The sequence below is a fragment of the Paenibacillus sp. PastF-3 genome, assembly GCF_029893135.1.
GTDB classification, from domain to species: domain Bacteria; phylum Bacillota; class Bacilli; order Paenibacillales; family Paenibacillaceae; genus Paenibacillus_AQ; species Paenibacillus_AQ nitricinens.
On record NZ_JARXWM010000007.1, the window covers coordinates 306268 to 322238 of the forward strand.

A 15971-nucleotide genomic window follows, 5' to 3' on the forward strand; every position below is an offset into this window, starting at 1 on the left:
TTGGTTTCTGTTAGTATAAATTTAGCACATATTGTTGTACTTTCCACAGATTCTCGTTGCCTCCTTTCTGGCATAGCCATATCCCTTGTCCTATACATATACAAGAACAGCGATTCTCCAAGGATGGGAGAATCGCTGTTTTGTGTCGTTTACGTTTTTTTAATATTTCTTGCTACCAAATTATAAAGGCGCTTCTTTCTAAGCTGAGCTTACAGCTTCCAGATGCGGTACAAGATCACTGCTGCTTCAGCACGGGTAAGCGTGTCGTTAGGCGAAATTCTACCATTCTTACCGTTCACAATCCCGAATCTGATCAACAAGGATGCACTGTCTTTCGCGTAGCTGGAGATACTTGCTTCATCGAGATAAGCAATTAAAGCGCCGCTCGCCTTGACTTGCTTGCCGGATACCGCCAGTGCCCGTGCGGTCAGCACCATCATATCTTGACGAGAGATTTCACTGTATGGTCGGAACGTATCATCTTCAAAGCCTGTGGCAATTCCCAGTTCCTTCGCGATAACTAGTTCATCATAATAATAGTCTGTCTTTTGAACATCGCTGAACATCGCTGAACTATTGCCCGTTCCCTTCAGTTCAAGCACTCTGACAAGAAGAGCAATGAAATCTGCCCGCTTTATAGAATCTGCAGGTGAGAAATTATTCATGCTCGTTCCTTGAATGACATTGCGAGCTGCCATAACATCTATGGCTTGTTTTGCCCAAGTTACGCTCTGCAGGTCTCCGAAGTTTTTATTTACAAAGGTTACTGCATAAATGCTGAAGTGGGTCGTTTGAAATACAACCGTTTGGGTGGCAGCATCATATCGACCATTCGGAACCGGAGCTACGTTGCCTTTATCATCGATGTACCAAACAACGATTAAATCCGGATTACTTAGTTCCTCCCCTGTCGGTGTATACGGAATGGATACCGTGACAGGAGCTTTAGGGTTATTCCATGGAATGACTTTATCGCCTGATACAACACTTAGATCAATAACCGGACGGTTGCCGATCAAATTGCGGGTGGCTGCATTCAAGCTGTCCGTTGAAACCGTACTTATACGTATAGTTACTTGCTCAGCATTATCAGTTACGTTGGACAGCATATTGCTTGGAATTCGGATTGTAGCATTTTCCGTCTTAAGCAATAGCTCATAGTTTTCTTTCCCCATCAAGCTTTGGGTAGGCAATTGTATATCATACACTTGCGCATCCGTTTGCTTTGGTACTTCGATTACGATTTGTTTCTTGCCATTTTCCGCGGCTGTAGCTTGTTCAAGCGCTTTTTTCAAATTGTCGCTGGAGATTGTTCCTATGGCACGCCCGTTTTCAGATTTGACCTCCGGTGTAATCGTAACAACACCATCTTTGTATGCAATGGCTGCAGGCTGTGGAGTTGTTACTGCACTGCCAATGTTGCTACTACCAGTTGGTTCATTGGTTGGCGCTGGTGTTGCTGTAGGAACAGGAGTCGGAGTTGCTGATGGTTCCGTCGGATCTGTTGGATCTGTTGGGTTCGTCGGTGTTGGTGTTGGTGTTGGTGTTGGTGTTGGTTCCGAACCCGCAGATTTACCCTTGAGGGTAAGCACACCATACACAGATGTGTCCATATATCCAGTACCTGTCGTATCATTCCAAGCCGCAACACTTTGACGTGAGCCGTCTTTTGCATCATTGATTTGTACATCGAAACCAAGCTTTGTATCATCATCCGGAGTTATGCCTTGAAGTGGAATCTTCACTTCAACCGTATAGTTTGTTCCGGAAATGTGGGTTGCCGATTCGAAGCCAGCTGCGATACTTAAAGGATTAAATGAAGTCTCATTATCAAAGTTAATTCTGTACTGTCCATCATCTTCTTGGTAGAAGGTTGTTTTCCCGTTGTTTTTGTCCAAGAAGATTTCAACCGAATCCTGTTCATATGCATTCACACTGCTCTTATCAAGCTGCGTATCGCTAACTTGAATCAGGACATATAGATTTTCATCATCCCAGAGCGCTTTGGCCACTCCACTCGCTCCCTGCCAAGCTGTTTGATAACGGTTGATCGGGATTTCAGCGGTTTGGCTCCAGATCTCGTCAACTGTTCCGTCTATGACAGGTGTTGCGAATTTGACAGTAGAATGATTAGCTTCCACCGATTCAGGCTCATGCTCTTCAATGAAGGTATCAGGATCTATAACGCCATAGTAAGCTGGTTTAGCTTGAAGATTTTTATCAAACAGGAGCGGATTGGAGGAAGCTCTCCAACTTGTGTTATCATCCATTCCCCAGAAGGTAACACGTGTGATATGGTCCCTGTGAGCTCTGAAGACTTCTAGCAACTGCGCATACAGATAACCCTGTGCATTAGCAAGCTTCTCCGAAAGCTGATAGTTGCTTCCCGCCTGAATGTCCAGCTCGGTGATGCTTACTTCGACTCCCAAGGAAATGAACTTTTCCAAGGAAAGCTTCACATTCTCAGGGTTCGTATTGATACTATAGTGCGCCTGCATGCCGACACCGTCGATTAGCAGTTTACCAGGGTGAGTCAGCGCATACCTATCATTGATTTCTTTGACCATACTGTAGATGGCTTGTGCTTTATTCTGATTATCTTCGTTATAATCATTGTAATAGAGTTTAATATCCCAATCAGGATTCGCGTCTAATATTTCTCTTGCTGCCAGGAATGCCTGCTCTACGTAATCTGCTCCAATAGCACTTTTCCATGGGGCGGATCGCAGTGCAGTTTTCCAATCCGTCGGGTTAGATGGATTATCGCTCATCGCCTCATTAACAACATCCCAGGAGATCACCTTATCGCCAAAATGCTCCATAACATTTTTGATATGGGTTCTCAAATTTCCGAGCGCTTCATCGCGCCCCAAAGGGATCGTGTTGTTTTCTGCATCTGTTGTTGTATTCATCCATGCAGGTGATTGCTGATGCCACACCAGGACATGTCCATGCATCTGCATTCCCTCCGCCAGCACTTTATCTACAAGCGCATCTGCACCGGTGAACGTGAAGTTCCCCTTCGTAGGCTGCAACGCATCCGGCTTCATGGCATTCCCTGCCGTAGCGACATTATGATGCATTTTTAGAAGTTCAAGTCTGACACCTGCCAAATCCTCCGCCGATATTGCGTTTCCAATCAAAAAATCATTTGCATAAGCATCTTTAATCGGAATTAGATCTTTTTGAATGCCAACCGGACCCGATCCTGTTTTTTCAAAGCTGATATCGTCAATGTAGAAGGATGCGGTGCTGTTGCTGGAGCTTTCCACATAAAGGGTCAAATACTCACTGCTTACATTGTTATAGCGGTATGTTCCCTCGAACTGAACCCAGCCATCACTTGCACTGATGGTTTTAGGTGCGAGCGAAACATAATTGGCACTGCTTCCATTGCCAATCTGAGTAGACAACTGGAGCTGCGAGCTTGCGGGGTCGAACAACTTAACCCAGAACGAAACTTTATACTCGTAGCCTTTGTCCACATATTTCTCCACACGTAATGATGGTCCATGCCAAGTACCTGTTCTTCCTTCTACCTTCAAAGCGTATGAACCATCATTCGTATGATTCGCTTCTTTGGTAACTGTAAGTGTTTCAGTACCTGCTCTGCCTTCAAAGCCACCTGTCGTTTGATCCTCAAAAGTAATTGTAGTAAAAGGTAAAGCTGGATCTCTAGGTATTTCTGGCGTTGGTGATGGTGTCGGCTCTGCTGTCACCTTTTCTGTAACCAACACATCGCCGATATAGAACGGAACTGTTTTCCCGACATCGTTGGATTGAACACGAATTTTCGTATCTTTGTTCGTATCCACAGTGAATTTGCCAGTCAAGGTGATCGCTTTGCCTGTTACATAATCCACATTTGCCAAAAGGGCATAACTGCCTATTGCTTGTATATAAGCTTGTGCACCGCTAGGAACAGTCACATCAGGATCAACGTATACTGTTGCGGTCACCGTGTAGGTTTTACCATTTTCCAGGCCTATGTCGCTAAATGTAAAATCAGCCGCATCCCAGTCATTTGTTCTATTGCTAACATATAATGCGGCACCATCAGCATTACCAGCAAAAACCTTACCTGTTACAGGTGTTAGAGCAGCACTGCCTGATTGTGTGGCTAAACCCTTACCACTTGCAAAAGTTTCGTGATAAATTTCTTTATCCGTTTCTGTGACTGCTTTTTTTGCCGTGATGAGGATATCCCCAATGTAAAACGGCACGGCCTCACCAATCTCATTGGATTGAATTCGCAGCGTCGTATCTTTACTCGTGTCCACAGTGAGTTCTTTCGTCAGAGTGATCGCTTTTCCAGCTTCATAATTCACGCTTGCCAAAAGACCATAACTATTTATAGTTTGAAGATAAGCTTGTGCACCAGTAGGTACAACCACATCAGCGTCAACATAAACAGATGCGGACACCAAGTAGGTTTTACCGTTCTCTAAGCCCATGTCGCTAAACTTGAAATCAGCTGCGTCGTAGTTATTTTTTCTATTGCCAACATATAAAGCAGCACCGTCAGCATTTCCGTCAAAAACCTTACCGGTGACAGGGGTGAGACTAGCACCACCTGATTGACCTGCAACACCTTTACCGTTCACAAAGGTTTCGTGATATACGGTTACCGTATCTGATGACGTTGTCGTATCCTGCGCCGTAGCTTTCGTAATCGGAGCTAACCAACCTGATGGAATAAGCAAAACAGCTGCGAGTAAAATCAAGATGACTTGTCTAAACATTCTATTCATTTGTCGCATTCCTCCTCAAGTTATTTTTCAAAGTGGTTATTACCTAAACCCTCTAGAAGCTGCCCTTAAAAATTGATATTAGAGATCCACCTCCATTTGTAACCGCTTACATGTGTGCTTACACCATTTTACATCTCCGACGCAATTGACAACTATACTAATACTAAAGGTGTTACCCCCCATAATCATAGGAAAACACACGCAAGATCTAGGAATTCCCTATGTCTTCCCATGTAATAAGACTTTTTCATAGGTAATCCAATCTTATTCATTAAAAAGATTTCACAATATGGACGATTACGAATGATCTTTTTTTAGATATGCGCATACTAAGCTCCATATTTTGAAACTTGCGTCACGTTGAATCGTAAGTTTGAAGATAGGTCCTGAAGTCTACTGATTCGACGAACTGATATACCATACTTGTATAAAACACGCAGTTATGTGCACTTATGCAGTAAATCGAAGCTTATGAGACCTAAAAAAAAGACACAGCACAGCGGAGAGGAGCTATCATTAGTGGAGTATTACCGCAAGAATGTAACAGACAGTTTACAGGAAGTGCAGAGTACAACTAACGGGCTTACGTCGGCAGAAGTCGACAAACGACTGGAACGTGATGGTTACAATGAATTAAAAGGAAAGAAAAAAGATCCCCTCTGGAAGCTTTTCCTTGAAAATTTCATGGACCCTATGGTGGTCGTACTGCTTATTGCGGCTATTGTCCAGATTATTATGGGTCAAGTTATGGAGTCGCTTATCATTTTCCTCGTGTTGATTCTCAATGCAGTTATAAGTGTCATCCAAACTCGTAAAGCAGAGAGTTCACTCGATGCCTTGCAGCAGATGTCAGCACCCGAGGCTAAAGTGTTGCGGGATGGAGCCTTAAAAACCGTCCCTGCCAGAGAGCTTGTTCGCGGTGATATCGTATTACTGGAGGCTGGAGATTTTGTACCTGCCGACGGCCGCATCATAGAATCGGGAAGCTTGAAGATCAATGAAGGCATGCTGACCGGAGAATCTGAAGCTGTAGAGAAGCATACGGATCCCATCGCGAAGGAATCTCCACTCGGAGACCGTCGTAATATGGCGTTTAGCGGTTCTTTGGTTGTATATGGCCGTGGAACTCTTGTAGTAACAGGAACTGCACTGACAACCGAAATCGGCAAAATCGCTGAACTCATTGAGAGCGCCGAAGCCAAGCAGACGCCACTACAGCGTAAGCTCGAAACCTTTAGCAAGCAGCTGGGCGTAGCGATTATCGTGCTGTCCGTTTTGATCTTTGCCATCCAAGCCGGACGTGTTTGGCTGTCGAATGATACAGTAGATACCACGGAAGCCATCCTGAATGCCCTAATGTTTGCAGTCGCTGTGGCAGTCGCCGCTATTCCTGAAGCCCTATCCTCGATCGTAACGATTGTCTTATCCGTAGGTACGAATAAAATGGCTAAGCAGCATGCGATTATTCGTAAGCTACCAGCCGTCGAAGCACTTGGATCAACCAGTGTCATCTGTACGGACAAAACCGGTACGCTAACCCAAAATAAAATGACGGTTGTAGATTACTTTTTACCGGAAGGTGATCGTGATCAATTCAATCAAGAGCCCGAAGAATGGTCTGAGGAAGCCCGGCGCCTCCTACACATTGCCGTGCTTTGTAACGACTCTAACATTAATGAGGATGGTAAAGAACTAGGCGATCCAACTGAGGTGGCACTTATTGCCTTCAGTAACAGCATAAATAAAGATTACAAGGAAATACGCGACAATTTCCCTCGTGAAGCCGAACTTCCTTTTGACTCGGACCGTAAGCTGATGACGACCTTACACACGTTTAACGGACAAAAAGCAGTGATCACCAAAGGCGGACCAGATGTACTCTTTAATCTTTGTACGCATGTACTACTAAGTGGACAAGAAGTGCCGATGACACCGGAGGTTCTTAATCGTTTCATTGAAGCCAATGAGGAATTCTCCAGCAGAGCACTACGTGTCCTTGCCTATGCTTACAAAACCGTAGCCAATACGGTCACAGAAGTGGGCCTTGAGGATGAACAAAACCTGGTGCTCGTAGGCTTGACAGCTATGATTGATCCCCCCCGGGAAGCTGTCTATGGCGCGATCGCAGAATCCAAGAAGGCTGGAATTCGGACCATCATGATTACTGGTGATCATAAGACAACCGCACAAGCGATCGGACGCGATATCGGCCTTATGACGGAGAAAGAAATTGCCGTAACCGGTCAAGAGCTTGATGCCATGTCCGACGAAGAACTGGATAATAAGCTGGAGCAGATTGGTGTGTACGCCCGAGTCTCCCCGGAGAATAAGATCAGAATTGTCCGGGCGTGGCAGCGAAAAGGCAAAATCACAGCCATGACCGGTGATGGCGTAAATGACGCACCTGCATTGAAGCAAGCAGACATCGGTGTTGCCATGGGTAGTGGAACTGACGTTGCTAAAGACGCGGCTGCCATGATTTTGACCGATGATAATTTTGTATCCATTGTGAATGCTGTATCTGTGGGCAGAACGGTATTCGACAATATCAAAAAAGCGATCGCCTATTTATTTTCAGGCAACCTGGGTGCGATTATCGCCATTCTGTTTGCCCTGATCTTCGACTGGATTAATCCCTTCACAGCGATTCAGCTTCTATTTATCAATCTGGCGAATGATTCACTGCCCGCCATTGCTCTTGGTATGGAGAAACCTGAACCTAACGTGATGAACAGAAATCCAAGAGAACTGAAGGAAGGTATATTTGCCGGAGGAATGATGCAGGCTATTATTACTCGTGGTCTACTTATAGGTATCGCCGTAATTATATCCCTGTATATCGGACTCCAGCATTCCCCTGATATGGGCGTGGCCATGGCATTTACAACCCTGATCCTGTCTCGTACGCTTCAGACCTTTGCCGCTCGCTCGAACAGTCAAACAGCTATTGAAGCTGGGTTCTTCAGCAACAAATACGTCATCGGAGCCGTTCTGGTCTGCTTTGCCTTTTACGGCATTGCAGTTCTTCCAGGGGTTAGAGAAATCTTCTCGATTCCAGCTTCATTCGGAATGTCCGATTGGCTGATTGCAAGCGGTCTGGCACTCGGTGCCGTCATTCTAATGGAATTGACGAAAATTGTTCGCAGAGCGTTTACTCCTAAATCAGCTTCTTGATCACAATTGAACAAAAAGACAAAACAGCGATTCTCCAAGGATGGAGAATCGCTGTTCTTCTGTCATTTACAGATCTAGATTAAAGCATCTGTATTATGATTAGATGAACAGGGTTTAAAATCATTATTTTATATTCTGACACTTGACTGTTAGCGCTTCATCTACGATAATTACAACCTCACCCAAAAAACTGGGACTGGAAGAAAATTGATAGTGAAATGGGGCGGTCGTTATTAGCTGGTTAAGTGATCTATATAAATTACAGAAGCGGGAGCTAAAAAAGGACATTGAACCCTCTTTAGTCAATGCCATCTTTCGGATGTATGATAGATTTCCCAGGATTGGACTTAAAGAGCGGATCGGCCAGCAAGATATGTCTCTGGATATCGCTGATGCTTATATTGATGGTAGAAACGCAATGATTGAAGCTGGAGTCGGCATCGGTAAGTCCTTTGCATACCTCATTCCCAGCCTGCTCATTAACCAAGTCTCAAGGCAACCGATCATTATTGCAACATCCTCCATACAGCTTTCAGAACAGATTCATAAAGATCTGAGATTCATTGGAAGCCGGCTCGGATTTACATCGGTTCGCTCCGTAGTCGGAAAAGGCATGGGGCAATATGCTTGCCGATACAGGGCAACAGACCTTTTACAACCTGATGATTCAAGATCTCCTCTGTCTGCGCTCGCCCAGCGTATTGTAAATTATGACATTGATGAGCGAGCAGATATTAAGGGCGGGGTTAGTGATGCAGTATGGTCTAATGTTTGTGTGAATGATTGTAAATTTGAACGATGCCATTATAAAAGCACCTGTTCATTTTACGAAATGAGAGCAAAGATTAACGCCGACGCCAGCGACATGGATTTTATTATTGTCAACCAGGACCTGCTCATCCGTGATTTGATCAAGAAAAAAGAAGGAACGAAGGGATTAATCACTGAACGGCCAGCTCTGATCGTAATTGATGAAGCTCATAATTTGGAAGCAAAGGTTAGAGATGCTAGAACGCTCGAGTTTACATACCGGGGAACCTGCCGTATTCTGGATGACACCTTACAGATTCTCTTCAAACAATCCGCAGATAACGGCCTTTTACCGCAATTTAAATTTTTAAAAAGATGCGTGGGTCATATTTTCAAACAGGTAGAGGCGGATTTGCTGCAAACAGCCAAGCAAGATAATGACCGGATAAAAGTGTCGGAGATCACAGGGATTCCGTTAAAGCGGGGGACTCAGGTTTTGAAAGAGTTTAGTCTCAGCTTATCCGTCTTAACTTCCAAGCATGAGCGAGAGATCGATAATCTTTTTGAAGCAATGAACGGACTTATAGATCTCTTTGATGTACTCGCCGGAGTACAGGATAGCTACCTGATTTGGGGAAGCAATACCCAGCGTGAGGCCACTATTAGTATCTGCCCTAAAGGCATAAGCCAGTTTCTTAGGTATACCTTATTTAACGGGAAGACATCTGTTATTTTAACGTCAGCCACCATGTGCCAAACCGGAGAAACACTAGAGGAACAATATGCATATCTGACGCAGTCGCTCGGTTACAAGGGAGATTATATGGAGCGCCAGGCTTCGCCGTTTGATTATGACAACCACACCATGCTGTATATTGCTAAAGATATCCCTTACTACAACCATCAGAACAAGGTAGCTTATCTTGAAGCGGCATACAAGGAAATGCTGAGGCTCTGTAATTTAACGGACGGACGGACATTGGTTCTTTTTTCAGCGAAGGAAGATATGAAGTACATTCATAAGAAGTTAAAATCCGAGAAGCTTGCATGGGCGGTGCATGTTCAAAGAGAAGGATCGTCTCAGGACGGAGTGATCGCTGAATTTCGTGGCAGTAAAGGCGTCCTACTTAGTACCGGTGTATTCTGGGAAGGCGTGAATATCGAAGGTTCTGATTTGTCGCAGTTAATTATTTTCCGTCTGCCCTTCCCTGTTCCTTCCGATCCTGTCTATGAATATAAAGCATCTTTGGCAAAGAATCCCTTAAATGACGTTTTTGTACCGGACATGCTGCTTCGGTTAAGACAAGGAACCGGGCGACTGATCCGTAGTGAGACTGACCTTGGTGTACTCAGCATACTTGATTCCCGTCTGTCTGCTGCTGCGAAAAAGGATTACAGGGATAAGGCACTGGACTCTTTACCCTTTAAAAAGGTTACCGAGGATTTTAGAGTGCTGGAGAAGTTTGTAAAAGAAAAAGAGATACAACTTAGTGATACGTAGAGAGATGAAAAAAAGCAACCCATCCGCAGATAAGTCGCTTCTAAACCCTGTAACGTTATCAGGCAATTAAACTACTTTATGTTTGAATACCCGCACCGCTAATAAATACGCAGGTTTGGCATTATAATCTGCATTGGCGTATTCTAATATTAGGGACTATTTAACCTATTTACATCATGGGATTTAGAAAGTATTGGACTTTGCTTTGTTAAGCAAGCTCATCCGGCGGGTCTCCTGCCTTAAATGTGATTTCCGCCAAACTTGTAGCGAATGCCTAGCGCACCTAAAAAGTGCCCAATTTTGCAATACTGCAAAATTGAGCACCATCAAATTCACCCAAGCCGAAAGATATGCTCCTCCCTAATTTTCCCTCCGTAGAGCATCAACGATACTCACTTTATTCAATCTATACATCGGCCCAATCGTTGCGAGGAAGGTTGTAATCATCGAACCGGCAAAAGCGATGCCGATACTGTACCACGGGAACACCCAATCTATATCCAAAGCACCTCCAAATAGGTAGTGTATTCCGTAATTCAAACCCGTACCTATGATAATTCCAATAACGCCGGCAAACAAACCATAAAAAACACCTTCTAAAACAATCATTTTTCTTACTTCATGTTGGGTCATGCCGATAGCTTTGAGGACTGCAAACTCCTTCGTGCGAAGAATTAGGTTCGTACTTACGGTATTGACAATGTTCAAGAAAGCTATTAATACGATGACACCGATAAAACCGTAAAGTAAAATACTGAAAGTCAATGCGTCGTTTTTAGCTTGGGCAACCTCTGCCACTCTATCCAGATAGTTAAAGCCAGCGTCTTTAACATTTAATGATTTTAAATAGTCCGTGATCGCTTGGTTCGATACATCAGGATTAGCAAGAATAAACATTCTGGCATAAGCGTCAGTACCCATAATATTGGAATATACTTTAGGAGTCGTAATGAAAGAAAGAACTTCACTATCGTTATATTCCTCCGACAACAAATCATGATCGATAATTCCTACCACTGTCACGGTTTGGTATCCTTTTTGACTTCTGTCAAATGTTCGAATTTTGATGCGATCCCCAACTTTAAAATTGGTTTGATCGATAATCATTTGTTTGCCGTCATCCGTAAGCATACTTATTTTTTGTTGTATGATAACGCCGTTTTCCCGGTCCATTTGCTCCTTGTCGATCTTCCCGGACGTGAGTTTTGATTGCAGATCATCCAATCCATTATCCCCATAGGACATGAAGAAGTTATTACTTGTTCGATATCCCTCCCCATCATCAACAACATATCGATCTTTTCTTAATTCGTAATATTTGGGATTGATCTTATCTTTAGGGATAATTGCCATCACTTGATCACTGTAAAATTTGTAGACCTGCTCAACAGCATCAAGCTGGGTAACATGCTGATACACCGTATCATCTATGCGTTTTGAAGGACCATCGTAGGAAATCGAATAAGAATACTGCTTACCTGAGACCTGTGTTGTTTGCTGCATGAATTCAACCAATCCACTAAAGACAATAAATAAAATTATGCTAATAATCATGGAAAAGGCTGTGATCCGGAAACGATTCTTGTTCCGCTGCAAATTTCTGCTGGCGAACTGCCCTACGAAGCCAAACAGCTTTTTAACAAACAAGGACTTGTTGACCTTTGTGATATGTTCAACCTTCGTTCCCCCAGTATTTTTAAGCGCTTCTAGGGGAGATACGCGAGCTGCTTGTTTTGCTGGTCGAATGGCGGAAAGAAATACGCTCAGCAAGCCCAACACCCCAGCAAAGATCAGAATCGGTATGGAAATGACCATTCTCATATCCTTTAAGAAACCTAACGTCAACAAACTGATATAATAGAACAATAACTTCATAAAAAGGGTTCCTGTAAGAAGCCCGATGGGTATGCCGATTAAACTCAGCAGCGTCGCTTCTTGCATCACAATTTTACGAATTTGGTTTGGTGTAGCCCCAATGCATCTCAACATGCCAAATTGTGAAATCCGTTCCAGTACAGAAATATGGAAAGTATTATAAATTACGGCAATCGTGCAGGTCATAATAATTATAATAATAGCAGCGAATGCAAGAATTAGGCTGTGATTCACACCCTCATAAGTGCTTTTGCCATATAATTTAAGCAGCTCATTATTGTACTCAATTCTTATATCCTTAATAAAATTATCCCTACTCAGTTGCATGGCAGAACCTTGTTCGACATTTTCCAACTGTAAAGAGGACATGATAGCTTCCGTTTTCTTCTGAATGTCATTCAAAGATTTCATTTTAACGTAAACGAAGTACTTTTTATTGTTGTCGATGGTCTTGTGATCATCGACAGTAATGGCAGGAAAAATGTAACTGGAAGACCAATTCCCCGTTGGCGGCTTCACAAAGCCGACGATAGTATATTCTTTTTGGGTTTGGGCCTTAAACACCTCGTCAAGATCCCAGCCAAAATCACCAATTCCGCTAATTTTCTTCTCTTCACCGGTGGACGTCACCTTTCGAATTCCAAGCCCTAGCTTTATCGTATCGCCAAGTTTCAGTTTTTCTGAGAAGTAACTCAAACTCGGTGATGAAAGGACAATTTCATTCGGATTTTTAGGCATCCTTCCCGAGTCGAGCTGCACCTGAAGCATGTTTATTGCATTCGCATCATATCCCTTGACATTCAAGTATCGGTAAGGTGCGGCAAACGGATCTTCCCGCTTTTCCTTCTCTGTTGTTTCCTCAATGACAGCATATCCTTCTCTGCTAATGATGCCAGCACTTTTTATGGATGTATTATTTTTCACTTTCGAGACCGCTTCTCCTGTAATGCCATTGATGGAGACGTGATAATCTCCGAAGTCCCGCATAGTTTGTCTGATTGATTTATCCCAATAACTCATCCCGATCGTTCCAATGGACGTAAGCAGTGTAACCGACAAGATAATACCGAAGATCATAAGCAGCGATCTTTTTTTCTGCCCCTTTATATATTTCCCGGTAAGGCCTGTATAGCTCTTCAAACCTCACTCACCTCATTTGGCTGTAGGAGGATGCCGTCTTCGATTCTTACGACACGATCTGCGATGTTTGCAATATTTAAGTCATGAGTGATCATGATTAACGTTTGATGATATTTTTTAACGGAGAACGTAAGGAGATCTATAATTTCCCTACTGCTTTTACTATCCAGATTTCCGGTAGGTTCATCCGCTAAAATAATCGATGGTTTATTAATTAAAGCACGACCAATGGCCGTTCTTTGCTGTTGTCCGCCTGACAATTCGGATGGAAGATGGTGTCTTCTTTCAGACAGACCTAAGATACCCATCAGTTCCTGTACATAGCCTTCATCTATTTTTTTGTTCTCCAATAACATCGGTAATTTGATATTTTCCTCCGTGGATAGAACTGGAATCAGATTGTAGGATTGAAAAATAAATCCTATTTTCCGTCTTCGGAATACGGCGAGTTCCGCTTCGCTTTTGGTATAAAGATCTGTTCCATCGATGATGACCTGTCCACTGGATGGCTGGTCTACACCCCCTAAAAGGTGCATTAAAGTACTCTTTCCTGATCCACTTGCCCCCACGATAGCAACAAATTCCCCCTTTTGAGCGGAGAAATTGACGTTTTTTATAGCATCCACCTTCGCCTCTGCACTTCCATAAGTTTTGCATAAATTCACAGTTTTCAGTATCTCCACTTTGTTTTCCTCCTGAGCTTATCTTCACTTTGCATGTTTGTTATTATAAACAAGCAAGCTTACAATAAAGTGAAGGGGAAGCTTACGTTATCGTAAGCTTCCCCTTATCTATCCCCTTTATTAAACGAAATTCTGAATTTCGTCCCTTGCCCTGGTTCACTAGCAACGGTAATTATACCACCCTGTTCTTCAATAATGGACTTGGATAAAGATAAACCAATACCAATACTTTGTGACTTTGTTGTGCTTCCGCCTCGATAAAACCGTTCAAATATATGAGGCAAATCTTCTGGAGAAATGCCTTCCCCATGATCTTGAATGTGTATCGTTTTAAACAATGAATTTTCTTCTAAAGTAATATCAATTTTACTCTCTGGTGGCGAATGCTCCAGTGCATTTTTAATTAAATTTATAATAGCTTCAGTCAGCCACTCTTCATCTGCCCAAACGTACATTTGTTGGTCGCCATATATGCGGATCTTCTGCGTTCTTCCCTCGGATAATATTCGCAGCGAATGAACCGCATGATCGATCACTTCCCTTACCAGGATGCGTTCCCTACGAAACTTAATTGCTCCGGCTTCTACTCGTGCCAGCTTCAATAGACTAATGATCAGCCATTCCATTCGCTCTAGCTGCTGTCGGCTCCGTTCCAGAAACTTCATTCTCATTTCTTTTTTCATATGAGGGTCATTCAGCAAATTTTCATTAAAAACGATGAGGGATGCTAGAGGTGTTTTGAGTTGATGTGAAATATCGGAGAGCAGGTTGCGCAGAAATGTTTTTTCTTGTTTGAGTTGCCCAAGACTGTTGTGTAACCTTTCAGCCATCACATTAAAGTTCCGTCCTAATGCGCCAAAGTCCCCTTCATCGTTTTCCGGAAGTTGCTTTTCAAAATGATGTTCGACAACTAGCTCCGCGGCAAAGGATATGGTTCGAATTTTGCTAAATATTTTGCGGTATTCCCATAACAATAACAGTAGAAATGGAATACTTAATAGCAAAACTTGACTTGCTGTTATCAAGGGTAAAGCATTATTCGCGAGTACAGGCTGATCTCTTTTGGATATATCTTCCTTATAGGCATATTGCGCCAGAATTCGTTTTCCCTCTAAGATTTCATTTTCTTTCGCCCCTTGAGTGATAAAAGGAATAATATCGTTTTCTAACTGAGGAACTTGCTTCAAAACGAAACCTATCAGCGCAGCATTCTGATTAACCACGGCCTTATTTATCTGGTCGACTTGATGACTCATAAAAAAGAACATAAGAACCGCTAGCATAACTTGCATTATAATGACTTTAACGACGATAGACTTCCACTCTGGATTTCGGACAAATTCATTCATGCTTTATCGTCCTATAACAGTTGCATTCCATTTATATCCAACCCCTCGTACAGTAATAATATATTTCGGAGCAGCAGGATTATCCTCAATTTTCTCTCTTAACCTTCTGATATGGACCGAAAGGGTGTTGTCATCAATGAAATCTCCTGACATATCCCATAGACTGTTAAGGATGCTGCTTCTGCTGCAAATTTGTTTGGGGTGAGTCATTAACATCAACAGCAATCGATATTCCAGCCCAGTTAACAAAAGCTCTTGATTGTGTTTATGAACAGTTCCTTCGAGAACCCGAACTTCAATATCATCAGATATCCATCTATCCACTTCATCCTTAAGCTTGGGTTTGCGCCTTAATACGGCTTTCATTCTGGAGATAAGTTCTTTGGTTCGGATTGGTTTGGTCATATAATCATCCGCTCCCAAGTCCAGACCGGCAACAACATTTGCCTCTTCATCCAAAGCCGTCAAGAATATGATGGGATGCTGAGAGGATACCCTGATTTCCCTGCATAGGCCATACCCTGAGCCATCAGGTAAATTGACGTCTAACAAAATTAAATCGACGGCAACTGTCTTTAATGCTTTTCTGGCTTCTTTTATGCTACCAGCAACTACGACCGTATAACCTTCACTCGTTAAGGTATATTCGATACCAAATGCCAAGTTTTCATCATCTTCAACCAGTAAAATTCGATTCATTGTGCACCTCATTTAACTTAGACCATTTTAAAGAAAGCTTACTTGCTGT

Annotated in this window: 7 protein-coding genes; 2 read left to right on the top strand and 5 right to left on the bottom strand. The window is 43.0% G+C overall.

Annotation, left to right across the window (positions count from 1 at the left end; translation table 11 throughout):
• Positions 1-209 precede the first annotated feature (209 nt).
• Positions 210-4751 (bottom strand): glycoside hydrolase family 10 protein, encoded by a 4542-nt coding sequence (locus tag M2444_RS16450; protein ID WP_280787485.1) that lies wholly within the window; start codon positions 4749-4751, stop codon positions 210-212.
• A gap of 519 nt (positions 4752-5270) precedes the next feature.
• Here M2444_RS16450 and M2444_RS16455 point away from each other — a divergent pair.
• Together M2444_RS16455 and M2444_RS16460 are read left to right on the top strand one after the other, a co-directional pair.
• Positions 5271-7925 (top strand): cation-translocating P-type ATPase, encoded by a 2655-nt coding sequence (locus tag M2444_RS16455; RefSeq protein WP_280787486.1) that lies wholly within the window; start codon positions 5271-5273, stop codon positions 7923-7925.
• Positions 7926-8244: 319 nt separating this feature from the next.
• Positions 8245-10176, top strand: a complete 1932-nt coding sequence (locus M2444_RS16460; protein WP_280787487.1) for an ATP-dependent DNA helicase — start codon at positions 8245-8247, stop codon at positions 10174-10176.
• Between the two features lie 360 nt (positions 10177-10536).
• Here M2444_RS16460 and M2444_RS16465 read toward each other — a convergent pair whose 3' ends face one another.
• The 4 genes from M2444_RS16465 to M2444_RS16480 all read right to left on the bottom strand — a co-directional run bounded on the left by M2444_RS16465 (position 10537) and on the right by M2444_RS16480 (position 15922).
• A complete protein-coding gene (locus M2444_RS16465; RefSeq protein ID WP_280787488.1) occupies positions 10537-13191 on the bottom strand; it encodes an ABC transporter permease in 2655 nt (884 codons plus the stop codon).
• The gene (locus tag M2444_RS16470; protein WP_280787489.1) at positions 13188-13874 is read right to left on the bottom strand and encodes an ABC transporter ATP-binding protein; all 687 of its coding nucleotides are present in this window, start codon (positions 13872-13874) and stop codon (positions 13188-13190) included. The genes M2444_RS16465 and M2444_RS16470 overlap by 4 nt, the downstream gene beginning before the upstream one ends.
• A gap of 104 nt (positions 13875-13978) precedes the next feature.
• Positions 13979-15223 carry a HAMP domain-containing sensor histidine kinase gene (locus M2444_RS16475; RefSeq protein ID WP_280787490.1) on the bottom strand — a complete coding sequence of 415 codons (1245 nt, stop codon included), beginning with the start codon at positions 15221-15223 and terminating at the stop codon, positions 13979-13981.
• A 3-nt stretch (positions 15224-15226) separates the two neighbouring features.
• Positions 15227-15922, bottom strand: coding sequence for a response regulator transcription factor (locus M2444_RS16480; protein ID WP_280787491.1), 696 nt, complete (start codon positions 15920-15922; stop codon positions 15227-15229).
• Between the last annotated feature and the right edge of the window lie 49 nt (positions 15923-15971).

Excerpts from the sequence above, each read along its gene's own strand:
- M2444_RS16450 (WP_280787485.1), bottom strand. The coding sequence starts at position 4,751 with ATGAATAGAATGTTTAGACAAGTCATCTTGATTTTACTCGCAGCTGTT.
- M2444_RS16460 (WP_280787487.1), top strand. The coding sequence starts at position 8,245 with ATGTATGATAGATTTCCCAGGATTGGACTTAAAGAGCGGATCGGCCAG.
- M2444_RS16475 (WP_280787490.1), bottom strand. The coding sequence starts at position 15,223 with ATGAATGAATTTGTCCGAAATCCAGAGTGGAAGTCTATCGTCGTTAAA.
- M2444_RS16480 (WP_280787491.1), bottom strand. The coding sequence starts at position 15,922 with ATGAATCGAATTTTACTGGTTGAAGATGATGAAAACTTGGCATTTGGT.